Origin of the sequence: Algiphilus sp., from assembly GCF_965216485.1 — a bacterium.
In the GTDB taxonomy this organism is placed as follows: domain Bacteria; phylum Pseudomonadota; class Gammaproteobacteria; order Nevskiales; family Nevskiaceae; genus Algiphilus.
In genome coordinates, this window is record NZ_OZ244162.1 from 460,440 (window position 1) to 483,890 (window position 23,451).

Genomic DNA, 23,451 nt, shown 5'->3' on the forward strand with positions numbered 1-23,451 from the left:
CATGCATTGTCTGGCCGTCTATCAGCTGAAGGGTGGCGTCGGAAAGACCACGACGGCGGTGAATCTTGCTGCCCTCGCCGCCCGCGACGGATGGCCCACGCTCATCTGGGATCTCGATCCACAGGGTGCCGCCGGCCATGTACTCGGCGCCGATCCGGCCGGTATCAAGGTCAAGAAACTGCTGCGCGGAGAGCAAGCCGCGGGGCGCCTGGTCGAGTCCACACCCTGGCGCCATCTTGATGTACTCCCCTCCAATCGCAAGCTGCGCAACGTGGATGCCCACCTCGGCAGTGGCCACACGGATGGACGCTGGGTGCAGACCTGGCTGAAGCGATTTTCGGAAAACTACCGGCTGGTGGTGATCGATTGCCCGCCTGCCCTCGGGGGCCTTGCCGAAAGCATTCTGCGTACCGCCGATTTGCTGTTGCTTCCAACCGAGCCGGGACCCCTGGCGCGACGTGCGGTGGATCAAGTGCGCGAGCATCTGGAGGAACTGGGTGTCAAGAAGCCGCCGTTACGCACCTTTTTCAACCAGGTGGACCGGCGACGCCGCCTGCACCGAGAGATCGCGGAGAATCCCTCCCAGTTTCTTCCCTTTGCCAGCCCGGTGACGGTGCCCGCTTCGGCTGTGGTGGAACGCATGGGGCTGGAATGTGCGCCGCTGTACGCCTATGCCGGCGCGAACCATCCCGCCGTTCAGGCTTTTGAAGCGCTTTGGCAGGATACCCGCAAGGTTCTGGAAAAACCGGCCCGCAAGGGCAAGGCCTGATCCGGATTCAGTCTGCGTGGTTCCCCGTGGAACCTCGCAGCAGCGCCAGCACTGCCGCCTCGTTCTCCTTGAGGGCAGCCATGTCGGCAGCTGTCAGCGTGATGTGGCCCACTTTCCGCCCCGGCCGAGGTGCCTTGCCGTAGTGGTGAAGATGGGCGCCCGGCACGCCCATCACCGCGCGACGCTCCGGGACGCGACCAATCAGATTGATCATCACGCAGGCTCCGCGCGTGCCGGTGTCGCCAAGGGGGAGGCCAGTCACGGCACGGATATGGTTTTCGAACTGCGAGCAATGCGCCCCTTCGATGGTCCAGTGGCCACTGTTGTGTACCCTCGGCGCAATCTCGTTTGCCAAAAGCTGCTCATCGGGTCCGACGAAGAACTCAAAGGCCATGACGCCGACATAGCCCAGTGCCTCCATGACCGCGCCGGTGTGCGACCGCGCGGCAGCGGCAAGGGCTTCGTCGGGCCGAGGCTGAGCGCGGACCAGCATCCCGTTGCGATGCAGGTTCTCGCTGGCATCGTAGAAACGCATCTCGCCGTCCTGGGCGCGCACCGCAATCATGGAGATCTCCCGCTGCAGTGAGATTCGACCCTCCAACACGGCAGGCGCCTCTCCAATGGTCTGCCAGGCCTGCGGCAGTTCCTCGGCGCGCTCCACCATTGCCTGCCCTTTGCCGTCGTAGCCCATGCGTCGTGATTTCAGGATGGCAGGCAGGCCCACAGCGTCCACCGCAGCACTAAAGTCCTGCGGACCGTCAATGGTGGCAAAGGGGCCGACCGGAATGCCCAGGCGCTGGAACAGTTGCTTCTCCAGCAAGCGATCCTGTGCCACGGCCAGAGCCTGCTGAGGTGGCCACACCGTGGTGTGGGCACTCAGCGCATCCAGGGTAGCCGCGGGTACATTCTCGAATTCCAGGGTGACGACCGGGCAGGCCGCCGCCAGACTCTGAAGCACCTTGGTGTCGTCGAACTCGGCGCGCAGGCGCTTGCCGACGTCCACTGCACAGGCCGATTCCGCCGGGTCCAGAAAGATGCACTCGATGTCCAGCGGATGGGCGGCCAAGGCCAGCATGCGGCCGAGCTGGCCTGCGCCCAGCACGCCCAGGCGCGCTGCCTCACTGCCGCCAAAGATCGAGGATGCGGTCATTGTGCTGGGGGCAGCTGGTCGTTGGCTTCCACCGCCTCGCGCAGCGACTGGCGATAGCGATCAAGCGCCGCGGCCACTTCAGCATCGCGGAGCCCTACGATAGCGGCCGCCAACAGGGCGGCGTTGATGGCGCCTGCCTTGCCGATGGCCAGTGTGCCCACCGGGATGCCCGCGGGCATCTGCACGATGGAGAGCAGCGAATCCATCCCCGACAGGGCCTTGGATTGCACCGGTACGCCGAGGATGGGAACGCGTGTCTTCGCCGCCAGCATGCCGGGCAGATGGGCGGCCCCGCCCGCGCCGGCAATGATCGCCTGCAGACCGCGATCGACGGCGGATTCGGCGTAGGCGAAGAGCCGATCCGGTGTGCGATGCGCCGATACCACCCGCGCTTCGTAGGGGATGTGCAGCGTCTCCAGCTGCTGCGCCGCATGCTGCATCGTTTCCCAGTCGGACACGGAGCCCATCACTACGCCTACGACCGGTGCTGTCTCTGCCATGATTTTGCCTGCTTTGCGCCGCGCATCGCCGCGGAAAAATCGCGCATTATTCCGGCGCGCAGCGCGCTTGGCAATGCCTCGGGCTCAAGGCATGAAGGCGAAGCGCGCGCGCAGGCGTGCGCGGTAGACGATTTCACCCGCCGAGAAAGCCGAAGCCTCCTGCGATTCCATCTGATCGGCAGAGGCACGCATCATCGCGCGCGGCTCGACGGGGTAATGCTGCTCGTCGCGCGCATCGACGCTGATCACGCCTCCCAACTCCTTGCCCGATGCCGCCGCAATGGCTTCCGCATTGGCCCGCGCATCGCCCATGGCGAGGCGCAAGGCTTCGCGCTGATGCAGCTTGGCCTCATGCGCATACAAGCGCGGTGGCGCAATATGCGTCATCCCTGCTTCCGTGGCTGCCTTGAGAAATTCGGGCAAGCGCTCGAGCTGTTCGATCTGCACACTGATGTCGCGCCGCGCGCGGTAGCCGATCTGCACCTGCTGCCGGCGCTCTTCATCCCAGCGGTACTCGGGCGACAAGCGCAGCGAAGTGCTCTGGATGGCGCGATCCTCGGCACCCAGCGCGCGCGCGGCCGCAAGAAAGCGGGCGGCGGCGGCTTCGGCGGCCTTGCTGGCAGCATCCGCTTCCGCCTTCTGTGCCTCTACGGCCACCGACAACTCTGCCCGGTCCGGCAGCACCCGGACCTCCGCCTCACCCTGCACGGCGATGCCGCTTGCGGCTTCCGCGGAAGCGGCGTGCGCCATCCCAGCGCCCAGGGTCATGACACAGGCTGCCCATACCGCCTGCCAAACGAATCGATGCATCATCTCGCTCCTTTCGACCTTTGAGGGGTCCGCGCGCGACGGGAACACTGCACCGCAGCGCGCAGTCTTATTACACTGCCAGCCCTGATCCTGATGGACCGATACTGAATGCCCGCCGAAGAGGAAGTTGTCTCCCTGCAACGCGACGTGATTGCCGCGCTGGTGCCCTCTGGGCAACGCGTGGAACTGCCCGAAGGGACCGAGGCCCGCATCACGCAGGCGTTGGGCGGCAGCTTTACGGTGATCGTGCAGGGCCACATGTTTCGCATCGAAGGCAGCGATGCCGATTGTCTGGGCAAGGAACCGCCCGCGCTGCCAAGCGTGCCGGACAACGCCAGCGCCGAGGATGTCGAGAAGGCCGTCTACGAACAGCTGTCGACGGTCTATGACCCGGAAATTCCGGTCGACATCGTCGAACTGGGTCTGATCTACCGCTGCGATATCGAGCCAAGCGAACAGGGCGGTTTCCGTGTCGACATCGACATGACGCTGACGGCGCCCGGCTGCGGCATGGGCGACTTTCTGGTCAACGACGTGCGCAGCAAGGTGGCCAACCTGCCCGTGGTCGAAGCGGTCAACGTCAACCTCGTCTTCGACCCGCCCTGGCGCCAGGACATGATGTCCGAGACCGCGCAGCTCGCCGTCGGCCTGTTCTAGACGAGACCGACGGCGTTGCAGCTCCGCTTTGCTAGGCCACTTTCTCGGCCTTGCGGCGGCTGCGATGGACACGCCACGCGGTACTGATCTCGTCAACGAAATAGCGCATGAAGGCGCCGAGCAGGCCCAGCCGCATATTCACGCCACGGCCGCCGGCGATGCGCTGCAGCTGCTGGTAGTACCAGGCCTGCGCGCCGAAGACGTTGACGATCTTGATGAAATAGATCGGGCTGGCGCCGGATAGCCAGCGCTTGTCGGACAGCTTGAGTCGGCCCTCGTGACGGATGGCTTCGGCCGTGTCGCCGGCCAGCCACCGCGCCGGCAACTGCATATCCGTGGTCATCGGCCGCCCGATGCCAATCACGTCGCAATGACCAGCGGCCAGCACTTCCTCGACGAAATCGGGGGAGCGGAAACCGCCGGTGACCATCATCGGCATGGTGGCGACCTTGCGGATCGACTGGGCGTAGTCGATGAAATAGGCCTCGCGCTTGCGCGTACTCTCGCGCATCGGTGTCTCGTCCCGACTATCCTCGCGGCCGTCGAAACCGAGCAGGCGCGGTTGCTCATAGGTGCCTCCGGACACCTCCAGCAGATCAATGCCCTCATCGTTGAGCATCTGCACCACCTGCAGGCAGTCCTCGTGCGAGAAGCCGCCCTTGCGGAAATCATCGGAGTTCAGCTTGACCGATACCGGAAAGCCCGGACCCACCGTCCGGCGCACCGCGCGGATGCTTTCGATCAGCATGCGCGCCCGGTTTTCCAGTGACCCACCCCACTGGTCGGTGCGCTGATTGGTGGCCGGCGACAGAAAGCTTGAAAGCAGATAGCCGTGTGCCGCGTGAATCTGCACCCCGGTGAAGCCGGTTTCCTTGGCGATGCCCGCGACATAGCCGAAACGCTCGATGAAATCGCGGATCTCGTCGTCGCGCAAGGCGCGCGGCCGCGCATAGTTGCCCAGAATCTGCAGGCCAACCTCGCTCGGCGCCAGCGGTTCGCTGGTCACGTAGCGCGGCGACTGGCGTCCCGCATGGCTGATCTGCATCCACAGGTGATTGCCGCCTCTCGTGCCGGCTTCGGCCCAGCGCCGAAGCGCGGCCATGCCTTCCGCATCGGGCGGTGCGCTCCGGTCGATGGCGACATTGCCCGGGCGTTCCAGCACACGGCGGTCGATCATCACGTTGCCGGTCAGCAGCAAGCCGGCGCCACCGTCGGACCACTGCCCGTAAAGCTCGGCGTGCCGCGGCGTGGCGTTCAGCCGATCATCGGCTACGCCCTCGGTCATTGCGGCCTTGCACAGGCGGTTGGGTAATTGTTGTCCGCACGGCAGGGTGAGCGGCTCGGCCATTCTCATGGGATGCTCCTCATTGGCACATTAAACGCTCGGTAGGCTACCGCAGCCGGTAGCGGCTGTCGCGTGACAGCCTCAGCGCGGCTGACAGTGCGCGCACCAGGTGGTGCTGCGACCAGTGATCCGGGTCAGACGCAGCGCTGCCCCGCAGCGACGGCAGGGCCGACCGGCGCGGCCGTAGACGTGCAGATCCTGCTGAAAATAGCCCGGCGCGCCATCGGCACCGGTGAAGTCGCGCAGGGTGGTACCTCCCGCCTCCACCGCCTGTTCGAGCACTGCCTTGACTGAAGCCACCAGCCGATGGCAATCAGGCCGGCTCAGCCGGCCGGCAGCACGGCCTGGTCTTATGCCCGCGGTGAACAGGGCTTCCTGTGCGTAGATATTGCCCACGCCCACAACCAGGCGGGCATCCATCAGCAGGCTCTTGATGCAGGCGCTGCGGCCGCGCAGCCGCCCATACAGATAATCGCCGTCGAAGGCGGCCTCCAGCGGCTCGGGTCCCAGATGCGTCAGCAGTGGGATGTCGCCCGCATCGCGGCCGTGCACCTGCATGAACCCAAAGCGGCGCGGATCGTGGTAGCGCAGGATGACGCCGCTGTCGAGCACGATGTCGACATGATCGTGCTTGCGCAGCGCTACCGCTTCCGGCAACACGTGCAGTCGACCCGACATGCCGAGGTGCACCAGCAGCGTGTCGCGCTCGCCATCGAGCAGCAGGTACTTGCTGCGCCGACGCACGGCCTCAATGCGCTGCCCATGGAGGGACGCCATGCCTTCGGCCTCGACCGGGAAACGCAGACGGGGCTCGCGCACCACGCAGTGGCTTACCCGCTGTCCGATGACGTGCGGACTCACGCCGCGTCGTATGGTCTCGACCTCTGGCAACTCCGGCATCAGTTGCCTGCCGGGGCCATGATCCCCTCGCCCGGTGGTGTCGCCTGGGCGCCTTCGGCGCCGGCTTCGGGTGGGGCCTCCAGATCAAGCAGCAGCCCCGTCAGGTTGCGCGCAACGTGGTACTGGACCGCAAAGTCAGTACGCTGCAGCAGCAACTGCTGGCCGCGCAGTGCCACCAGTTCCACGGCCTCTCCATCCGCAAAGTGCAGCACCACCTTTTCCTCTCCCACTTCGGGATCGCGGCTGGGTTCGGCGGTCCACATGGCGCGCGCTTCCGTCCAGGCCTCGCCCGCCGCTTCCGCACGTTCGGTGGACACAGGCTCTGCAACGCCATCGCGACGCTCCACGCGCCAGCCTTCCTCATCGCGGTGCAGCGTCCATCCGGGGCGCTCGACGCGCACCAGCCGCCGGCCCGGCGGCACGATCGCCTTGTGCACCAGCTTGACGTGGCTGTGATAACTCGACGCACCGGCCGGATCGCGGATCAGCAGCACGCTGTCATCCATCAAAACATAGCGCTTCTTGGTCACCGGATTGATGGCGCCGAAGGCGATCTCGACGTCATCGAACTGCATGTAGCGTTCGGGTTGATCAAAACCCATCTGCGTCAGATCGACTTCCTGCGCCGGAATGCGGTCGGCGATCGGTGCACGCACCGCCGCCAGCAAACTGTTGATGACACCGTTGTCCGCCGGCGCGGACACCGGCTCGGTCAGCCGCCAGCCGTCCCCGCTGCGCGCGGCCATGACGGTCTCACCGCCGGGAATGCGGAAGCCGACGCGCTGGATGCTTTCGGTGCTCTCGGCCAGCAGCGGCTCGGGCGGTGGTGCCGGCGGCTCCTGGCGCATCCACACCAGCGCGGCCACGGCGCCAATCAGAAAGAGCAGAACAAGATTGATGATGTGACGGCGCATGAGGTTCCCCGAGATCAGCGACGGCGACGCACAACCCAGCGGGCAACGCCGAAGAGCAAGAGCAGCAGTGGAAGGCCGATGACGAAGGTCGCGGCGATGACGGTCAGCCAGAAGCCGGACATATGCAGCGAGGCATCCGGCACGGTAGGTACATCGATGCTGAGCTGACGGTCCCGCGTCGCTGCCCATTGAAAAATATTTTGCGCCAGCTGGCGGTTGCCGACTTCCTCGAAATAGACATCGGCAAGAAAATCAGCATCGCCGAACAGCACCACGCGTTGCTGGATGCTGCCCTCGCCCGAGGGATGGGCGTGTTCCCGCGTTAGCGTGGCACCGACGGTGATCGGGCCGCGAATATCCCCCGCCGCCTGCTCGAAGGCCAGGTCTCCCTCGATCGGACCCGTTTCCAGCCAGGCGCTGTCGCGCGTGACGACCAGCGGCATGCCGCGCCACTCGCTGTCCATGTCCCAATCCAGGCCACGCACCAGCGGGAACACGGTGATGTCTTCCAGCCGCTGGGTGATCGGGTTGGGTGGGTAGTCGGTCACCAGCAGGATACCGGGATGCCCCGAGGTGGCCTCGTAGTCCGGAAACACCGCCACGCCGGGTTGCCACTGCACACCGAGGGCGTCGTTGACAGGTCCCAGGTCGGCGGCGCTGTCCGGGTCAGCGAACCAGAGTAGATTGCCGCCATCGTCGATCCATTGGGCCACCTGCTGTTGTTCGCCCTGCAGCAGGGCGCGCTGCGGGCTGAGCAGAACGAGGGCGGTGGCGTTCTCGGGGATGGCGCCCGCCTCGGCCAGGTTCAATGCCTGCACGCGCAGACCGGTGTCGCGTAGCGCCCCGACGAGGCGCTGGATACCGAGGTCGCCGCCGTCATCCAGCCGCCGCTCGCCGTGCCCCTGCAGGACATAGAGCACCTTCTTCTCGGGCTCCGCCAGTCGCTGCAGCGCACTGGTCACCGAAGGCTCTCCCAGATCGCTGATCACCTCGGCGTTGCCCTGGTACTGCACCTGCACTTCGTTGAAGCGGCGGATGCCGGCGCTGCGCGCCACCTGGGGCTGGCGGGACGGGTCGACGAAGCGGATCTCGATATCGTCCTTCACCCGACGATAGCGCGCGAGGTCGGCCATGACGCTGCGTTTGACCTCGGCATCGCTGGAAGTAAAGGCGGTGAAGGTGATCGGCCCCGGCATGCGTTGCAGCAAGGCTACGCTGGCCTCGGACAGGCTGTTGCGGTTGCCGTAGGTCCAGTCGAAGGTGTGCTTGTAGAGCTGGCTGGCGGTCCCGATCAGGGCGACCAGCGCCAGCACCAGCACAATGCGCAGCAGATGCTGCCAACGCGCGAAAAGGCGAGCAGTCGTCATGAGGCGCGTCCTAGTTCCGTTCCATTTCCAGGCGCTGCACCGCGGCCCACAGGAAGGTGCCGGTGAACAGCAGGTAGTAGGCGAGATCGGCGGTATCGAAGACACCCCGCCGCAGGTTCTGGTAGTGGCCGATCAGCGACAGCTGCCGGAACAGATCGGCGAAGGGCATGTCCTGATAGGCCAGGACATCCACCAGCCAGAGCAGCAGCAGCAGCCCGAAGCCACCGACCGCCGCAATGGTGGGCTCGCGCGTCAAGGTGGAAACGAACAGGCCGGCCGCGCCGAAGGCCATCAGCATGAGGAGCAGACCGAGCAAGCCCGCGGCCAGGCGGCCGTAGTCCAGATCGGTACTGAAGGCGAGCGAAACCGGCATCAATGCCAGCAGTACCAGCATGGCCAGCATGAAGCTCATCAGCCCGAAGAATTTGCCCAGGACGATCTGAGTCAGCGATACCGGCGCCGAAAAGAGCAGCGTGATGGCCCCGCTTTTGCGCTCTTCGGCGAACAGGCGCATGGTCATCAAGGGCATCACCAGAAGGAACAGCAGCGTGGCAAAGCCGAAGACGCCGGCGCTGACGTAATCCGATACGCCCATGTAATCGGAGAGTGCGCGCGGGTCCTGCTGCAGGCTCACCAGCAGGGTGATGAAAATGAAGCCGCTGATGCCGCCGACGATGGCCAGCACGGTCCAGGCCAGCGGCGAGGTGAAGATGCGGCGGGCTTCGTTGCCCGCGATACTCATCGTGCCCGAGATCATGCGGTCTGCTCCGTCGTGTTGGTTTCGCTCGCGGCTGGGCGGTCGCCGGCGGTGAGTTCGACAAAGACATCCTCCAGCGTCCTGCGCTCCGGATGCAGTTCGAACAGGCCCCAGTCGTGCCGGACCGCGGCGGCGGCCCAGGCTTCGCGCGCGCTGCTGTCGGTGCGACAGTGCAATCGGAAGCGATGCGCATCGAGCGGCTCGACCTGCCGCACGTCGGCCAGCGCTGCCAGCATGTCCAGCGAAGGCGGGCGCTGCAGTCCGATCACCACGCTGTCGAAACGGGCGCGGGCCGCTTCGGCCACGGTGTCGGCATAGACCACGCGCCCGCCCGCCACAATCATGACGCGGTCACAGACCGCCTGGATTTCGGGAAGAATGTGGCTCGACAGCAACACCGAGTGATCTCGCCCGAGCTCGGCGATCAGGGCGCGGATCTCGCGGATCTGGATCGGATCGAGGCCGATGGTTGGCTCGTCGAGCACGATGACGTCCGGGTTGTGAATGATGGCCTGGGCCAGGCCGACGCGCTGCTGATAGCCCTTGGAGAGATTGCTGACCAGGCGGCGACGCATGTCCTGCAGGCCGCAGCTGGCGATGGCGCGTTCCACCGCGGCGCGACGCTGCGCTCTGGTTACGCCGTGCAGGCGGGCAGCAAAGCCCAGCATTTCCTCGACGCTGAGCTCGGGGTAGAGCGGCGGAATCTCGGGCATGTAGCCGAGATGGCGCTTGGCGGCCTCCGGTTGCGTCTGCATGTCGTAGCCACAGATGCGCACCCGGCCCGTGCTCGGCGCCAGGCAACCGGTCAGCATCTTCATGGTGGTGGACTTGCCGGCGCCATTCGGGCCGAGCAGGCCTAGGATTTCTCCCTTGCGCAGGCGAAGGTCAATGCCGTCCACCGCCAGGGTCGGGCCATAGCGTCGGCTCAGCCCCTCCGCCTGTATGAGGTTCTGTTGGTCCATGCGTCGCTCTTGTGATCCGCTTCGATCGACCGCCGCGTCGGCGGTCGGAGGCAAAAAGGCTTATGGGGTCGCGCGCATCGGCCCTCAAGTGCCCAGTCGGCGTCGGCCCAGCTGCGCGCTGTCATTGAGCCTCGTGCTTTCGGCAATCGATTGCAGGAAGGGACGGTACGCATCCCAGACCTTGCGTGCAAAGGGATCGCGCTCGGCCAGGGCCTCGACCACCTCGCCTGCCTTGGCGTGGAGGGCGTCGAGCACCGTATCCGGGAAGCGCAGGATCTCTACATCGTGTTCCTCGCGCAGCTCACGCAGGGCCTCGGCGTTGCGCGCATTGATCTCCGCCCGCATCGTGTGCGAGGCGGCCTTGCAGGCGGTGTCGACGATCGCCTGCAGGTCCTTGGGCAGCGCATCCCAGGCGTCCTTGTTGACGATGGCTTCCAGCGTTGCGCCGGGTTCCTGCCAGCCGGGGTAGTAGTAGTACTGCGCGATCTTCTGGAAGCCGAAGGCGAGATCGTTGTAGGGGCCGACCCATTCAGCCGCGTCGATGGCACCGGTGGATAGCGCCTGATAAAGCTCTCCGCCCGGGATGTTCACCGTGGCGACGCCCAGCCGCGCCATGACATCACCGCCCAGTCCGGGAATGCGCATGCGCAGACCGTCGAGGTCCTCGACCGAGTTGATGCGCTTGTTGAACCAGCCTCCCATCTGCGCACTGGTGTTGCCGGCATCGAAAGGCACCAGATTGAAGTCGCTGTACAGCTCTCGCCACAGCTCCATGCCCCCGCCCCAGTGCAGCCAGGCGGTCATTTCGTCGGCCGTCATGCCGAAGGGCAGGGCCGTGAAGAAGGGCATGGCTGGCGATTTGCCTTTCCAGTAGTAGGCGGCGCCATGGCCCATTTGCGCGCTGCCGCGCGACACGGCATCGAAGACCTCCATGGCCGGCACGCGCTCGCCAGCGCCGAAGACTTCCACCTGCAGGCGGCCCTCGGACATGGTGTTGATGGTTTCCGCCAGACGTGCCGCGCCGCTGCCCAGGCCGGGGAAATTGCGCGGCCAGGTGGTGTACATGGTCCAGCGGAAGGAGGCACGCTGCTTGCTGGTAGCGGTTGCGCCCTCCTGCGAGGCGGGGCTGCAGCCGGCGAGGCCGGCTCCTGCGGCGAGGCCGGCGACGATGAGGTCGCGTCTTTGCATGCTTGGGTCTCCTGATTCGGGTGCTAGCGCGGGTAGAAACGCGGCTGGCCCTCGGGCCGACGGCGGAAGCGACGGTACGACCACCAGTACTGTCCGGGCAAGTGCAACACCACCTTCTCCACCGCACGGTTCAGCGCTTCGACACTGTTTCCGGCCGAGGGCGCCGGCACAATGTGAAAGCGGAAGCGCCGCCAGCCGACGCGTTCGGCATAGCAGAACAGCACCCGTGCCTGCGTGCGTCGGGCCAGGCCGTGCACCAGTGTCGGGGTATGGGCCGGGATGCCGAACAACGGTGCGAAGGCGCCCGCACCTTCCGGCGGGTCTTGATCCGGCAGGATGCCAACGCGTTCACCGCGACGCAGTGCCATCAGCAGTGCGCGTACGCCAGCGCCGCCGTCGCTGGATACCAGCCGCGCCCCCAGTCGCTGGCGACCGCGCAGGATCAGGGCATCCACCGCGCCGGGCTGCGGCTTGTACAGCGACGTGATGCCGCCATGCAGCGCACAGAACATGCCGGCCAGCTCCCAGGAGCCGATGTGCGGACACAGCACAATGGCGCCGCCGGGATGCTGATCGGCCAGCGCGCGCAGTCGTGCCGCGGCTGCCGGCGCATGCAACCAGCGCCGAAGTCGCCGCTCCGGGCCGAACCAGATGGCGGGGGATTCGATCACGGCCGTGCAGAAGGCGCGCAGGGACTGCCGCACGAGGCGCCGGCGGCTCGCTTCAGGAAGGTCGGGAAAACAACGCGCGATATGCGTCAGCGCATCACGTCGAGGTCGGCCGCCGCTCCACCACAGAAACCAGCCTGCTACCGTACCGAGCAGCCGTATCAACGGTTGAGGAAGAGAGCCGACGCACTGCAGCGCGGCATGCGACAGCGACGCTTTCATGGGGCCGCATCATACGATCCGCATGGGCGCCGTGCCGTCCATGGCGTGACTACCTGCCTGCGCGTCCGTGCGTGGGGGCTTCCGTGGCGGTCACTGACGTTAGAGTGCGCAAGACGGCGGGCGGGGGGTATCGGTCGGATGTCGGCGCGGCTTGTAGGAAAATGTGGACAGGGCAGACATGATCGGATTTCTGCAACGGGTGACGCGGGCCGAGGTGATCATCGATGGCGACTGCGTTGGGCGGATTGATACCGGGCTCATGGTGTTGGTGGGCATCCGGCCCGAGGATGGGGTGAGCCAGGCCAAGGCCCTGATCGAGCGCCTGCTTGCCTACCGCGTCTTCCCGGATGCCCAGGGACGCATGAATCGCAGCCTGCGCGACATCGCCGGCGGTCTGCTGCTGGTACCGCAGTTCACCCTGTGCGCCGATACACGCCGCGGTCTGCGCCCCGGATTTGAAGGCGCGGCCAAGCCGGCGCAGGCGCAACCGCTGTTCGATGCCGCCTGCGCCCACGCCCATGCGGTGCACACCGGTGCAGTGGCGAGTGGCCGCTTTGGTGCCAATATGCAAGTGACGCTAACCAACGATGGACCGGTCAGCTTCTGGATCGAGGTCTGATCGGGATCCTTTGACGCGCCTCCCGGTCGCCTGCGTCGGCATGTTTCTGCACGGCTTGCCGTCACACAGCAGGCAGAGCGCGCAACCATGCGCTCTCGCCGCTGATCCGCCGGGGAGTTGCGTCGTGCACCAAGCGGAGTATCCTACGCGGCCTTACTAACCGGCTGGCCGCCATGAACGCGCGCACTGCCCGCGTGCAGCGGGACACACAAGAGACCCAGATCACCGTCGACATCAACCTGGACGGTAGTGGGCAGGCCCGGCTTGAAACCCCGGCCCCCTTCCTCAACCACATGATCGATCAGATTGCCCGCCATGGACTGATCGATCTGAGCATCACCGCCGTGGGCGATACCGACATCGACCTTCACCACACCGTGGAGGACATCGGCATCACGCTGGGTCAGGCCTTGATGAAGGCCGTGGGCGACAAGAAGGGTATCCGCCGCTATGGCCACGCCTACGTTCCGCTCGACGAAGCGCTGTCCCGCGTGGTGCTGGATCTTTCCGGCCGACCGGGCCTGGAGTGGTTTGTCGACTTCCCACGGGCGCGCATCGGCGATTTCGATGTCGACCTGCTGCGTGAGTTCTTCCAGGGCATGGTCAATCACAGCCTGCTGACCCTGCACGTGGATGCGCTGCGTGGCCGCAACGCCCATCACATTGCCGAGACCATCTTCAAGGCCTTCGGCCGGGCGTTGCGCGCGGCGGTGGAACGCGATCCGCGCTCGGACGCCATTCCATCCACCAAGGGAACGCTCTAGCCGGAGCCCTCGATGTCGGCCATTGGTGTCATTGATTACGGAATGGGGAACCTGCATTCGCTGGCCAAGGCGCTCGAGCGTTCGGCCGGTTCGCAGCGGGTGGAAGTTACCTACGACCCCGACAAGCTCGCCAAGTGCGAGCGTCTGGTGCTGCCCGGTGTGGGCGGCGTGCGCGCCTGCATGGCGGAGCTGCAGCGGCTGGAATTGGACGCCTTCGTACGCGAGCAGTCCAAGACGAAACCGCTGCTCGGCATCTGCCTGGGTATGCAGGTACTGCTCGACCACTCCGAGGAGAACGACGGCGTCGATGCCCTCGGCCTGATCCCCGGTCGGGTGGTGCGCTTCCCGGATCCGCCCGCGCCCAAGCCGGGCGAACAGCGGCTCAAGGTGCCGCACATGGGCTGGAACAAGGTGCATCAGCGTCAGCCGCACGCCTTGTGGCAGGGCATCCCTGACGCGTCCTGGTTCTACTTCGTGCACAGCTACTACGCCGAGCCGGTTTCGCCGGAGCATGTCCTGGGCGAGGCCACCTACACGCATCGCTTTGCCGCTGCCATCGGACGCGACAATGTGGCAGCCTTCCAGTTCCATCCCGAAAAATCGCAGCAAGCCGGTATGATGCTGCTCAACAACTTCATCCAGTGGGAGCCATGAGCGCCTAATGGCGCCGCGCTACCCTTTCTCGCCCGCGCCCCGCTCTCGCGCCCCTCGAGCATTTCCCACGCCTCGCCAATCCCCGTCACGTCATCATGTTTCTTATTCCCGCAATCGATCTCAAGAACGGGCAGTGTGTCCGCCTCCGTCAGGGCAAGATGGACGATGTGACGGTGTTTTCGGATGACCCCGTCGCCGTCGCCCGTCGCTGGAGCGAAGCCGGCGCGAAGCGCCTGCACATCGTCGATCTCGACGGTGCTGCCACGGGTCGTCCCGCGCATGCCGACATCATTCATCGCATCTGCGAGAGCTGCCCGGATCTCACGGTCCAGGTCGGCGGTGGCATTCGCGACGAGGACACGGTGCAGCGCTATCTGGATGCCGGCGCCGAGTGGATCATCATCGGCACGCGCGCCGTTACCGCACCGCACTTCCTGCGCGATCTCTGCGTCGAATACCCGCGTCGCATCGTCGTCGGTCTGGACGCGCGCGATGGCCGCGTCGCCGTCGATGGCTGGAGCAAGCTGTCGCAGCACACCGTGCTCGAGCTGGCACAGCAGTTCGAGGAAGACGGCGTGGAAGCCATCGTCTACACCGATATCGGTCGCGACGGCATGATGAAGGGCGTCAACACCGAAGCAACCCGCGAACTCGCCTCGCAGATCCGTACCCCGGTGATTGCCTCCGGTGGCGTGTCTTCCATGGACGATATTCGCGCCCTGCACGAGATTGAAAGTGACGGGGTCATCGGTGCCATCATCGGGCGTGCCCTCTACGAGGGCGGCATTGATTTCAAGCAGGCCACCCTGGAAGTGGCCGGGACCTGAGCCATGTTGGCCAAACGCATCATTCCCTGTCTCGACATCGATCGCGGTCGCGTCGTCAAGGGAGTGAAGTTCCGCGACATCATCGACGCCGGCGATCCGGTCGAGGTCGCGGGTCGCTATGACGCGCAGGGCGCGGACGAACTCGTCTTTCTCGACATCACCGCCAGCCACGAGGACCGCCCCACCCTGTTTGCCACCGTCGAGCAGGTGGCGCGCCAGATCTATATCCCGTTTACGGTCGGCGGCGGCGTTCGCACCTGCGCCGACGTGCGCGCCTTGCTTTCGGCGGGTGCCGACAAGGTGTCAATCAACACCGCGGCAGTGATCGATCCCGATTTCGTCACCGAGGCCGCGGGTCGCTACGGTGTGCAATGCATCGTCGTTGCCGTCGACGCCAAGCGCGTCAACAAGCGCAAGGAACCGCCGCGCTGGGAAGTCTTCACCCACGGCGGCCGCAAGAGCACCGGTCTGGATGCGGTCGAGTGGTGTGCGACCATGGTGGAGAAGGGCGCTGGCGAGCTGCTGCTTACCAGCATGGACCGCGATGGCACCAAGTCCGGTTACGACACCGAATTGCTGCGCGCGATCTCGGCCAATATCCCGGTTCCGCTCATTGCCTCGGGCGGTGTCGGCTCCCTCGACCATCTCTACGAGGGCCTGGCCGAAGGCGAGGCGGACGCGGTATTGGCAGCGAGCATCTTCCACCAGGGCACGCACACCGTAGGCGAGGCCAAGGAATTTCTTGCCGGTCGCGGCATCAACGTCCGTCTGCCACCGCGCGCCGCCTAGGCGCCATCACCGGCCATCGCGATGCATCCCCCCGCCGACGTGACCGCCCTTGAGGCGCTGCAGGCCACCATCCGCGCCCGCCTGGACGCGGACCCGGAGCAGTCCTATGTGGCGCGGCTGCATCACAAGGGCATGGATGCCATTCTCAAGAAGGTCGGCGAGGAAGCAGCCGAAGTGCTGCTCGCGGCGAAGAATGAAGATTCAGTGAATCTCGTTCACGAATTGGCCGACCTGTGGTTTCATTGTGCAGTTCTGATGGCGCATGCCGGCATCGAGCCCGAACAGCTCTACGGCGAACTCGCACGGCGTGCAGGCACCTCCGGTTTGGCCGAGAAAGCGGCCCGGGGGCAATCTTCTAATGGAGCGTAGCTATGGCACCGAGTTTGTGGCAGTTGTTGATCGTATTGGGCATCGTCATCGTGGTTTTCGGCACCAAGCGGCTGCGTGGCATGGGCAGTGATCTCGGTTCCGCCATTCGCGGCTTCAAGGATTCGATGAAGACCGGTGAGAAGGATGCCCAGGATCATGTCCAGCATCTCACCACCGAAGACAGCGAGAACCAGGACAGCAGCACCAGCAGCGAGACGCACAAGTCGGAAGACCGGACGCGTAGCTAACCCCCTGCACGGACACCGTCCATGTTCGATCTCGGCTTCTGGGAACTGCTCTTCGTCGGTGTCATCGCGCTGGTCGTGCTCGGCCCGGAGCGCCTGCCGGTGGCAGCGCGCACGGTGGGACGCTGGGTCGGTCAGGCGCGCTCCTACGCCCGCAGCCTGTCCAACGAACTGGACCGCGAGGTGCACATCAAGGAAATCCGCCAGCAGGTGCGCAGCACCGAGAGCGAAATCCGATCCGGGTTCCAGTCTGCTGACCGGGAAGTGCGCGCACTGGCGCAGAGCGATGAGACCCCACCCGCTACCGGTACTGCAAGCCCCGCTGCGGAAGCCGCACCCGCAGTAGAGGACCGGACGCCGGAGGCCGCGGATGACACACCGCCCAAGGCCGAGCCACCGGCGGATCGCCACTGACACCGATGAGCCAGAAAGGCAGTGGCACTGGGCGCAAGGACGCCTCGCAACCCGATAGCGAACAGCCGCTGATCGCGCATCTGATCGAGCTGCGCGATCGTGTACTGCGCGCACTCATTGGGATCCTGATCGCCTTCGTTCCCCTCGCCTTCTTCGCGCAGGAGCTATACAGCTTTGCGGCCGCACCGCTGATGGCCCTGCTGCCGGAAGGTGCCAGCATGATTGCCACCGACGTGGCATCGCCCTTCTTCGCCCCCTTCAAGCTGGCTGCACTGGCCGCGCTGGTGGTCGCACTGCCCTGGGTGCTCTATCAGATCTGGGCCTTCGTCGCGCCCGGCCTCTACCTGCAGGAGCAGCGTCTGGTGCTGCCGCTGCTGGCGAGCAGCACCCTGCTGTTCTACGCCGGCATGCTGTTCGCCTATTTCGTCGTATTCCCGGTGGTCTTCGGCTTCTTCATCTCTGTCGCCCCCGAAGGCGTGGCGGTGATGACCGACATCTCGCGCTATCTGAATTTCGCCCTCGGCATGTTCCTGGCCTTTGGCATTGCCTTTGAAATGCCGATCGCCATCGTGCTCATGGTGTGGAGCGGCTTCACCACGCCGGGGCAGCTGGCCGCGAAGCGGCCGTATGTGCTGGTCGGACTGTTCGTGCTCGGCGCCTTCCTGACGCCGCCCGATATCGTGTCGCAGACCATGCTCGCGCTGCCGGCCTATGCCCTGTTCGAACTGGGCATCCTGGCCGCGCGTTGGTTCGTGCCGGGCAGCGCCGACGTCGACGCGCAGCGTCAGTCCGACGAGCCCTGAGCGAGCCAGACCGCTCAGGGTGGCTGGCTCGCCCGCCATGATTCGCGATCACGTCCTGGTGTACGGCAGCCTGATGCACGACCAGCCCGCGCATCGGCACTTCGGCCTGCACCGTCACGCGCGCTGGATCGGCCAGGTCTGTCTGCGTGGATGGCTCTACGACCTGGGAGCCTATCCAGGCTTCCGCCCCGGCTGGGGATGGGTCTGCGCAGAGCTCTACGCGCTGACTCGGCCAGGGCTGTTGGCAGCGCTGGACGCCTACGAAGGCTTTGATCCGGCCCGCCCGCTGCGGTCGGAGTATGTGCGCCGGCCCTGGCCCTGTCGGGCGGGTCCAGGCTGGGCGTGGCTCTATGTGTATCAGGGACCGGTGGCCGGCAAGCGCCGCGGTGGTCTGCGTTGGGGCGCGAGTGGCTATCGCATGACCGTGGAGGACATCGTGGATCGCTCCACCCACGCGGGCGGATTGCCTTGGCGATCGGCACGCAATGCCCCCCTGCTAGAATCCCCGACCAACCCGCCCTGAGCAGCCGCCATGTCCGCCGAAGCGTCGACCGACCGTCTCGTCCTGCGCCGACCCGACGACTGGCACGTGCATCTGCGCGACGGCGACATGCTGGCGGCCGTGGCACGGCATACCGCCTGGCCCTTCGCCCGCGCCATCGTCATGCCCAATCTGGTGCCGCCGATCACCACGGTCGAGGCCGCGCGGCGCTACCGCGAGCGCATCCTGGCTGCGCTCCCCGGTGATTGCGATTTCGAGCCGTTGATGACGGCCTATCTCACCGATGAAATCGATCCGGACGAGATCGCACGCGGCCATGCCGAAGGCGTGTTCACCGCCTGCAAGCTGTACCCGGCCGGCGCAACCACCAATTCTGCCTCCGGGGTGACCGATATCCGGCGTCTGGACCGCGTCCTTGAGCGCATGCAATGCATCGGCATGCCACTGCTGGTGCACGGTGAAGTGGTCGACCACGACATCGACATCTTCGACCGGGAAGCCGTCTTCATCGAGCGCATCCTGGCTCCGACGCTGGAGCGCTTTCCGGCCCTGAAGGTTGTGTTCGAGCACATCACCACGCGCGAGGCCGTGGACTTCGTGCGTGCCTCCAACGAGCGGGTAGCGGCAACCATCACCGCCCACCACCTCGAGTTCAACCGCAACGCGCTGCTGGTCGGCGGCATCCGCCCGCACCACTACTGCCTGCCGGTGGCCAAGCGCGAGCATCATCGACAGGCGCTGCGCGCAGCGGCCACCTCCGGCAATCCCAAGTTCTTTCTCGGTACCGACACTGCGCCGCACGGCATCGCCGAAAAGGAAAGCGCCTGTGGTTGCGCGGGCATTTTCAGTGCGCCTGTGGCGCTGGAAAGCTATGCCAAGACCTTCGAGGAGGAAGGCGCGCTGGAAAAGCTGGAGGGATTCGCCTCCGAATACGGACCGCGCTTCTATGGCCTGCCGCTGAACGCGGGCACGGTCACGCTGCAGCGCACGTCCTGGACGGTACCCGAGACCATGGAGGCGGGATCGGTGCGCATCCGCCCCTTCCACGCCGGAAATCCGCTTGCCTGGCGCCTGCAGCAGGCGGGCACGGTTGAGGCCGCCCAGGCCCGCTGAGCGCGTGCCTGCCTAGGCGGATGCCTGGCGGGATTCCGCGCGCAGGGTCGCAATCAGGGCGTCGGTGCGCGGCAGCAGGTCGTTCCAGCACTGGAAGCTGACCGCCGCCTGCTCGACCAGCATGCCGAGCCCGTCGTGGACCACAGCTGCGTCCTGCGCTTGCGCCCAGGCGGCAAAGGGGGCGTGAGCAGCGCCATAGCTGAGGTCGTAGGCCACGGCCGCCGCGTCGAACAGTCCTTCCGGCAAGCGCGGGAAGCTGCCGCTGTGGCCCACCGACATGGCATTGATGACCAGATCGAAACAGTCGCCCTTGAGCGCAAGATGGGTGCTTGGCCGGATTCGCCCGTGTTCTGCCATGGCCTCGGCAATGGCTTCCGGTTTCCAGGGAGTGCGGCTGGACAGCACCAGTTCGGCCGGGCGGCGCTGCAGCAGTGGCAGCAGGATGCCGCGCGCTGCCCCACCGGCGCCCAGCACCAGGATGCGCTGATCGGCGATGGCCACGTCGAGGTTGTCGACCAGATCGCGTAGCAGGCCTTCGCCGTCGGTGTTTTCGCCATACCAGCCGTCCTCTCGCCAGCACAGGGTGTTGACCGCCTGGGCGACCTCCGCGCGTGGGCTGCGGGCGACGCAGGCGGATGGCACCTCGGTCTTGTGCGGCAGCGTCACGTTGAAGCCGGACCATTGGTCACGATGCCACGCGGCCAGCTGCTCGACGAGGGCGTCTGGTGTCACTTCAATGGCCTCGTAGGACAGCGCGATGTCGCACTGCTCGGCAAAGTGACGATGGATACGGGGCGACAGCGAGTGGGCCACAGGCTGTCCAATGACGGCGAAGCGCTTCATGCCCCGCGCTCCTCGCGCAGCCAGGCGGCGGCCTCGGCGGCGTGATAACTGAGGATCATGTCCGCGCCGGCCCTGCGGAAGCAGGTCAGTGTCTCGAGAATGATGCGGCGCCGGTCGAAAGCCCCCTGCGCTGCGGCCGCTTCCAGCATGGCGTACTCGCCGGAGACCTGATAGGCCGCTACCGGTACACCAAATTCGGCCTTCGCCCGGCGTACGATATCCAGGTAGGGCATGCCTGGCTTGACCATGACCCAGTCCGCGCCCTCGCGCAGGTCCAGGGCGATTTCTCGCATGGCCTCGTCGCTTCCCGCCGGATCCATCTGATAGCTGCGCTTGTCGCCGATGAGTGCCGTGCGACTACCCACCGCATCGCGAAAGGGGCCATAGAAGGCGGAGGCGTACTTAGCTGCGTAGGACAGGATCAGCACATCGAAGCGCCGGTCGCGTTCGAGCGCGGTGCGCAGGGCGCCCACGCGGCCGTCCATCATGTCGGAGGGTGCCAGCACGTCGGCCCCCGCGCGGGCATAGACGATGGCCTGTTTGGTCAGCAACTCCACCGTCGCGTCGTTGTCGACCGAGCCGTCGGTACGCAGCACGCCATCGTGACCGTGGTCGGTGAAGGGATCGAGGGCGATGTCGACGATGATGCCCAGGCCGGGAGCCGCCTCCCTGGCGGCTGCAATGGCACGCGGCACCAGACCATTCGGGTCCAGCGCCGCACTGCCGGTGTCATCCTTGGCTTCCGGCGGCAGCACCGGGAACAGCGCCACTGCGGGAATGCCGAGGGCCTGCACCCGGCGACACTCTGCGCCCAACTGATCCAGCGCATGCCGTTGAATACCGGGCATGCTGGCCACCGGCCCCACCTGGGCGCCTTCTGCCACGAACAGCGGCTGGATCAGATCCGCGGGTGACAGACGATGCTCGCAGGTGAGCTGGCGGGCAAATTCCTGCATGCGGCTTCGACGCATGCGTGTGGCGGGAAAGCGTTCTTCGACCATGCCGTCATTATAGGGGGGTCGGGGCCTGTTCCCCGTTGTGCGCAAGGCAACCGAATGCGCGCAATGCGGTCCCATGCACAGAGCTTGAAGCGACCCTGCCATGGAGTTTGAGACCACCATCCGCCTAGCCCTTTTCGTGGGTGGCATCGCTGCCTTCGGCTGGCTGGAGCGGGCCTATCCCCGCCGGCCGCGTACGGCGACGGCCCATCGCTGGCCCGTGCACGCGGGCATGGCCCTGGTGGGTGCCGCCGCCACCGCCCTGGTGCCGCTCGGCGTGGCCGGCGCCGCCCTGTGGGCCCAGGCGGAGGGCATTGGCCTGCTGCAGCAGTTTCCGCTGCCGTGGTGGCTGGCCGTCGCGTTGGCCTGGCTGTTGCTGGACGCTGCGATCTACTGGCAGCACCGCTTGATGCATCGCTTTGGCTGGCTCTGGCGCTGGCACCGTGTGCACCACACCGACACCGAACTCGACGCCAGTAGCGCGCTGCGCTTTCATCCCGGGGAATTGCTGCTGTCGGCGGGCTACAAGATGGCAGTGGTCGTGCTGCTCGGCGCGCCACCACTGGCGGTGTTGCTGTTCGAGGCGCTGCTGGCTTTCGCCGCCCTGTTCAATCACGCCAACTGGGCCTTGCGCCCGGGCGTCGATCGCTGGCTCCGTCGGTGGCTGGTGACACCCGACATGCACCGCGTCCACCACAGCACCGTGCGCGACGAGACCGACAGCAACTTTGGCAATGTGCTGTCGATCTGGGACCATCTTTTCGGGAGTTATCGCGCTGCACCCAAGGACGGCCAACTGGGCATGCGCATCGGTCAGGACGCGGACCGCGATCCGGAATCGCAGCGACTGCGCGCTCTTCTGATGCAGCCCTGGCGGCGGAACGCTAGGATGTAACCCCCGTAACCGGTTGAGTTCGACCGCCTTGTCCCAAGACGACGTTCAGCGCCTGGAATCGCTGCTGCTCGCGACTGCCGAGGGCAGCAGTACCGCCTTCGCCGAGTTGTATTCGGAAACCAGTGCGCATCTTTTTGCACTTCTGCTGCGTATTTTGCGCAGGAGGGATCTCGCTGAGGAGGCCCTGCAGGATTGCTATGTACGTATCTGGAACAAAGCGAAGAGTTACAACGCCGAGCGCGGTTCGCCCAATGTCTGGCTGGCCAGCATTGCACGCTACCGTGCGCTCGACATGCTGCGCGCGCGGCGTCCGGAAGTCTCGGAATACAGCAGCGAGTCAGGCGAGCCGTTGCCCAGCCATGTCGACGAAACGGTCAATATCGAACAGCAGGCCGAGGACCAGAGCGACCTGGAACGGCTGCATGATTGTCTGGACGAACTCGCTGACGACCAGCGGGATGCGCTGATGCTGGCTTATTACGAGGGCTACACCCACCCCGAGCTGTCGGAGCGCTTCGCGGCGCCTCTGGGCACCGTCAAGAGCTGGGTGCGTCGCGGTCTGCAGCGGCTTCGTGAGTGCCTGGAACGATGAGATCACTCGATCCGCAAACGCGTTCCCTGCTCGCGGCCGAGTACGTGCTCGGTACCCTGCAGGGCCGTGCCCGCCGCCGTTTCGAACGCTGGCTGCAGGCGTCGGAGACGCTGCAGCGCGACGTGGCGCAGTGGGAGGCCCATCTGCATCAGGTGATGACGCGGTCGCTTCAGCCGGTGACCCCACCGGACGCAGTACGCCAACGCATCATGGCGCGTATCGGCGCCCAGGGCGCCTTGTCCAGCGGTGGCAGTATGTCCACGCCACGCGCAGGCACCGCCGCACCGTCGGCTGGTGGACGCCGTCGCCGACAGCGCCGCATGGGCGGGCTGGCGGCTGCCGCCGCGGTGATGCTTGCTGTCATCGCGTTCTTTTTGCCGGAGCGCGTCCATCAACCGGAGCCGCCGGTCATTGCCGAACCGACGCCCTCACCGATCCAGCCGCTCAAGGAGCTGGCCATCGCCGACGGCGCCCGTCGCTGGACGGTGGGTCTGCGCGACGGACAGCCGGTGGTGGCGGCTGCCGAAGGACTGCAGCCGCCGCCGCCGAATACCGACTACGAACTGTGGTGGATCGGCGATGGTGCGCCGGTCTCCCTCGGCGTGCTGCCGCGCAGCGGTGCGCGTCCCGTCACGGTTCCGGCGGAAGCCGCCGGCCTCGATACGGGCGCACTCGCGATCAGCCGTGAACCCGAGGGTGGCGCGCCGGAGGGCACGCCGGGCGAGGTGGTCGAGGTCTTCCCGCTGGAATCCTGATCCATTGGCTGGACAGCGCCGTCGACTGCGCTAGCATGGGGCCAAAAGGGGATTCAGGAA

Annotated in this window: 29 protein-coding genes; 16 read left to right on the plus strand and 13 right to left on the minus strand. The window is 66.0% G+C overall.

The genetic code is table 11. The features are described 5' to 3' along the window. Position 1 precedes the first annotated feature (1 nt). Complete coding sequence (locus tag ACOOFO_RS02125; RefSeq protein ID WP_420428014.1) at positions 2 to 769, plus strand: ParA family protein; 768 nt, start codon at positions 2 to 4, stop codon at positions 767 to 769. 7 nt (positions 770 to 776) lie between these two features. Here the strand turns inward: ACOOFO_RS02125 and ACOOFO_RS02130 are convergent, their stop codons facing one another. The 3 genes from ACOOFO_RS02130 to ACOOFO_RS02140 all read right to left on the minus strand — a co-directional run bounded on the left by ACOOFO_RS02130 (position 777) and on the right by ACOOFO_RS02140 (position 3,229). Further along, positions 777 to 1,919 carry a 5-(carboxyamino)imidazole ribonucleotide synthase gene (locus ACOOFO_RS02130; protein WP_420428015.1) on the minus strand — a complete coding sequence of 381 codons (1,143 nt, stop codon included), beginning with the start codon at positions 1,917 to 1,919 and terminating at the stop codon, positions 777 to 779. Further along, on the minus strand, positions 1,916 to 2,419 hold the full coding sequence (gene purE / locus ACOOFO_RS02135; protein WP_420428016.1) for a 5-(carboxyamino)imidazole ribonucleotide mutase: 504 nt from the start codon (positions 2,417 to 2,419) through the stop codon (positions 1,916 to 1,918). The genes ACOOFO_RS02130 and purE overlap by 4 nt, the downstream gene beginning before the upstream one ends. A gap of 84 nt (positions 2,420 to 2,503) precedes the next feature. Continuing rightward, positions 2,504 to 3,229 (minus strand): SIMPL domain-containing protein, encoded by a 726-nt coding sequence (locus tag ACOOFO_RS02140; protein ID WP_420428017.1) that lies wholly within the window; start codon positions 3,227 to 3,229, stop codon positions 2,504 to 2,506. Between the two features lie 108 nt (positions 3,230 to 3,337). Here ACOOFO_RS02140 and sufT point away from each other — a divergent pair, with 108 nt between their 5' ends. Further along, positions 3,338 to 3,886 (plus strand): putative Fe-S cluster assembly protein SufT, encoded by a 549-nt coding sequence (gene sufT, locus ACOOFO_RS02145; RefSeq protein WP_420428018.1) that lies wholly within the window; start codon positions 3,338 to 3,340, stop codon positions 3,884 to 3,886. Positions 3,887 to 3,917: 31 nt separating this feature from the next. On the opposite strand, the gene ACOOFO_RS02150 is transcribed toward sufT, so the two are convergent. The 8 genes from ACOOFO_RS02150 to ACOOFO_RS02185 all read right to left on the minus strand — a co-directional run bounded on the left by ACOOFO_RS02150 (position 3,918) and on the right by ACOOFO_RS02185 (position 12,209). Then, the gene (locus ACOOFO_RS02150; RefSeq protein WP_420428019.1) at positions 3,918 to 5,240 is read right to left on the minus strand and encodes an NADH:flavin oxidoreductase/NADH oxidase family protein; all 1,323 of its coding nucleotides are present in this window, start codon (positions 5,238 to 5,240) and stop codon (positions 3,918 to 3,920) included. Positions 5,241 to 5,312: 72 nt separating this feature from the next. Next, a complete protein-coding gene (mutM, locus tag ACOOFO_RS02155) occupies positions 5,313 to 6,131 on the minus strand; it encodes a bifunctional DNA-formamidopyrimidine glycosylase/DNA-(apurinic or apyrimidinic site) lyase (RefSeq protein ID WP_420428020.1) in 819 nt (272 codons plus the stop codon). After that, positions 6,131 to 7,045, minus strand: coding sequence for a DUF4340 domain-containing protein (locus ACOOFO_RS02160; RefSeq protein WP_420428021.1), 915 nt, complete (start codon positions 7,043 to 7,045; stop codon positions 6,131 to 6,133). The genes mutM and ACOOFO_RS02160 overlap by 1 nt, the downstream gene beginning before the upstream one ends. A 14-nt stretch (positions 7,046 to 7,059) precedes the next feature. Further along, positions 7,060 to 8,412: a GldG family protein gene (locus ACOOFO_RS02165; protein WP_420428022.1), complete on the minus strand. Its 1,353-nt coding sequence runs from the start codon at positions 8,410 to 8,412 to the stop codon at positions 7,060 to 7,062. Positions 8,413 to 8,422: 10 nt separating this feature from the next. Continuing rightward, positions 8,423 to 9,169, minus strand: a complete 747-nt coding sequence (locus ACOOFO_RS02170) for an ABC transporter permease (RefSeq protein ID WP_420428023.1) — start codon at positions 9,167 to 9,169, stop codon at positions 8,423 to 8,425. Further along, positions 9,166 to 10,131 carry an ABC transporter ATP-binding protein gene (locus tag ACOOFO_RS02175; RefSeq protein ID WP_420428024.1) on the minus strand — a complete coding sequence of 322 codons (966 nt, stop codon included), beginning with the start codon at positions 10,129 to 10,131 and terminating at the stop codon, positions 9,166 to 9,168. The genes ACOOFO_RS02170 and ACOOFO_RS02175 overlap by 4 nt, the downstream gene beginning before the upstream one ends. An 84-nt stretch (positions 10,132 to 10,215) precedes the next feature. Continuing rightward, positions 10,216 to 11,319 carry a TRAP transporter substrate-binding protein gene (locus ACOOFO_RS02180; RefSeq protein WP_420428025.1) on the minus strand — a complete coding sequence of 368 codons (1,104 nt, stop codon included), beginning with the start codon at positions 11,317 to 11,319 and terminating at the stop codon, positions 10,216 to 10,218. Positions 11,320 to 11,342: 23 nt separating this feature from the next. Next, positions 11,343 to 12,209 (minus strand): lysophospholipid acyltransferase family protein, encoded by an 867-nt coding sequence (locus ACOOFO_RS02185; protein WP_420428026.1) that lies wholly within the window; start codon positions 12,207 to 12,209, stop codon positions 11,343 to 11,345. A 178-nt stretch (positions 12,210 to 12,387) separates the two neighbouring features. On the opposite strand from ACOOFO_RS02185, the gene dtd reads away from it, so the two are divergent. The 11 genes from dtd to pyrC all read left to right on the plus strand — a co-directional run bounded on the left by dtd (position 12,388) and on the right by pyrC (position 19,308). Beyond that, positions 12,388 to 12,828: a D-aminoacyl-tRNA deacylase gene (gene dtd / locus ACOOFO_RS02190; protein WP_420428027.1), complete on the plus strand. Its 441-nt coding sequence runs from the start codon at positions 12,388 to 12,390 to the stop codon at positions 12,826 to 12,828. Between the two features lie 173 nt (positions 12,829 to 13,001). Further along, the gene (gene hisB, locus ACOOFO_RS02195; protein ID WP_420428028.1) at positions 13,002 to 13,592 is read left to right on the plus strand and encodes an imidazoleglycerol-phosphate dehydratase HisB; all 591 of its coding nucleotides are present in this window, start codon (positions 13,002 to 13,004) and stop codon (positions 13,590 to 13,592) included. A gap of 12 nt (positions 13,593 to 13,604) precedes the next feature. Beyond that, complete coding sequence (gene hisH / locus ACOOFO_RS02200; protein WP_420428029.1) at positions 13,605 to 14,246, plus strand: imidazole glycerol phosphate synthase subunit HisH; 642 nt, start codon at positions 13,605 to 13,607, stop codon at positions 14,244 to 14,246. A 95-nt stretch (positions 14,247 to 14,341) separates the two neighbouring features. Next, positions 14,342 to 15,073, plus strand: a complete 732-nt coding sequence (hisA, locus tag ACOOFO_RS02205) for a 1-(5-phosphoribosyl)-5-[(5-phosphoribosylamino)methylideneamino]imidazole-4-carboxamide isomerase (protein WP_223054758.1) — start codon at positions 14,342 to 14,344, stop codon at positions 15,071 to 15,073. A 3-nt stretch (positions 15,074 to 15,076) separates the two neighbouring features. Then, on the plus strand, positions 15,077 to 15,862 hold the full coding sequence (gene hisF / locus ACOOFO_RS02210) for an imidazole glycerol phosphate synthase subunit HisF (RefSeq protein WP_420428030.1): 786 nt from the start codon (positions 15,077 to 15,079) through the stop codon (positions 15,860 to 15,862). Between the two features lie 21 nt (positions 15,863 to 15,883). Beyond that, entirely contained in the window at positions 15,884 to 16,231 is a 348-nt protein-coding gene (locus ACOOFO_RS02215; RefSeq protein WP_420428031.1) for a phosphoribosyl-ATP diphosphatase, read from the plus strand. A gap of 2 nt (positions 16,232 to 16,233) precedes the next feature. Next, positions 16,234 to 16,479 (plus strand): Sec-independent protein translocase subunit TatA, encoded by a 246-nt coding sequence (locus ACOOFO_RS02220; RefSeq protein WP_420428032.1) that lies wholly within the window; start codon positions 16,234 to 16,236, stop codon positions 16,477 to 16,479. Positions 16,480 to 16,500: 21 nt separating this feature from the next. Next, a complete protein-coding gene (gene tatB / locus ACOOFO_RS02225) occupies positions 16,501 to 16,890 on the plus strand; it encodes a Sec-independent protein translocase protein TatB (protein WP_420428033.1) in 390 nt (129 codons plus the stop codon). A gap of 5 nt (positions 16,891 to 16,895) precedes the next feature. After that, positions 16,896 to 17,693, plus strand: coding sequence for a twin-arginine translocase subunit TatC (gene tatC / locus ACOOFO_RS02230; RefSeq protein ID WP_420428034.1), 798 nt, complete (start codon positions 16,896 to 16,898; stop codon positions 17,691 to 17,693). Positions 17,694 to 17,730: 37 nt separating this feature from the next. Further along, the gene (locus ACOOFO_RS02235) at positions 17,731 to 18,216 is read left to right on the plus strand and encodes a gamma-glutamylcyclotransferase family protein (protein WP_420428035.1); all 486 of its coding nucleotides are present in this window, start codon (positions 17,731 to 17,733) and stop codon (positions 18,214 to 18,216) included. A gap of 9 nt (positions 18,217 to 18,225) precedes the next feature. Next, positions 18,226 to 19,308, plus strand: a complete 1,083-nt coding sequence (gene pyrC, locus ACOOFO_RS02240; protein ID WP_420428036.1) for a dihydroorotase — start codon at positions 18,226 to 18,228, stop codon at positions 19,306 to 19,308. 12 nt (positions 19,309 to 19,320) lie between these two features. Here the strand turns inward: pyrC and aroE are convergent, their stop codons facing one another. Together aroE and hemB are read right to left on the minus strand one after the other, a co-directional pair. Beyond that, positions 19,321 to 20,151 (minus strand): shikimate dehydrogenase, encoded by an 831-nt coding sequence (aroE, locus tag ACOOFO_RS02245; RefSeq protein ID WP_420428037.1) that lies wholly within the window; start codon positions 20,149 to 20,151, stop codon positions 19,321 to 19,323. After that, entirely contained in the window at positions 20,148 to 21,152 is a 1,005-nt protein-coding gene (hemB, locus tag ACOOFO_RS02250) for a porphobilinogen synthase (protein WP_420428038.1), read from the minus strand. The genes aroE and hemB overlap by 4 nt, the downstream gene beginning before the upstream one ends. 100 nt (positions 21,153 to 21,252) lie before the next feature. Here hemB and ACOOFO_RS02255 point away from each other — a divergent pair, with 100 nt between their 5' ends. The 3 genes from ACOOFO_RS02255 to ACOOFO_RS02265 are packed head-to-tail and all read left to right on the plus strand — an operon-like array spanning position 21,253 to position 23,391. Further along, the gene (locus ACOOFO_RS02255; RefSeq protein ID WP_420428039.1) at positions 21,253 to 22,044 is read left to right on the plus strand and encodes a sterol desaturase family protein; all 792 of its coding nucleotides are present in this window, start codon (positions 21,253 to 21,255) and stop codon (positions 22,042 to 22,044) included. A gap of 28 nt (positions 22,045 to 22,072) precedes the next feature. Then, entirely contained in the window at positions 22,073 to 22,636 is a 564-nt protein-coding gene (locus ACOOFO_RS02260; protein ID WP_420428040.1) for a sigma-70 family RNA polymerase sigma factor, read from the plus strand. Further along, on the plus strand, positions 22,633 to 23,391 hold the full coding sequence (locus ACOOFO_RS02265; RefSeq protein ID WP_420428041.1) for an anti-sigma factor: 759 nt from the start codon (positions 22,633 to 22,635) through the stop codon (positions 23,389 to 23,391). Before ACOOFO_RS02260 ends, ACOOFO_RS02265 begins: the two co-directional genes overlap by 4 nt. The last annotated feature ends 60 nt before the right edge of the window (positions 23,392 to 23,451 follow it).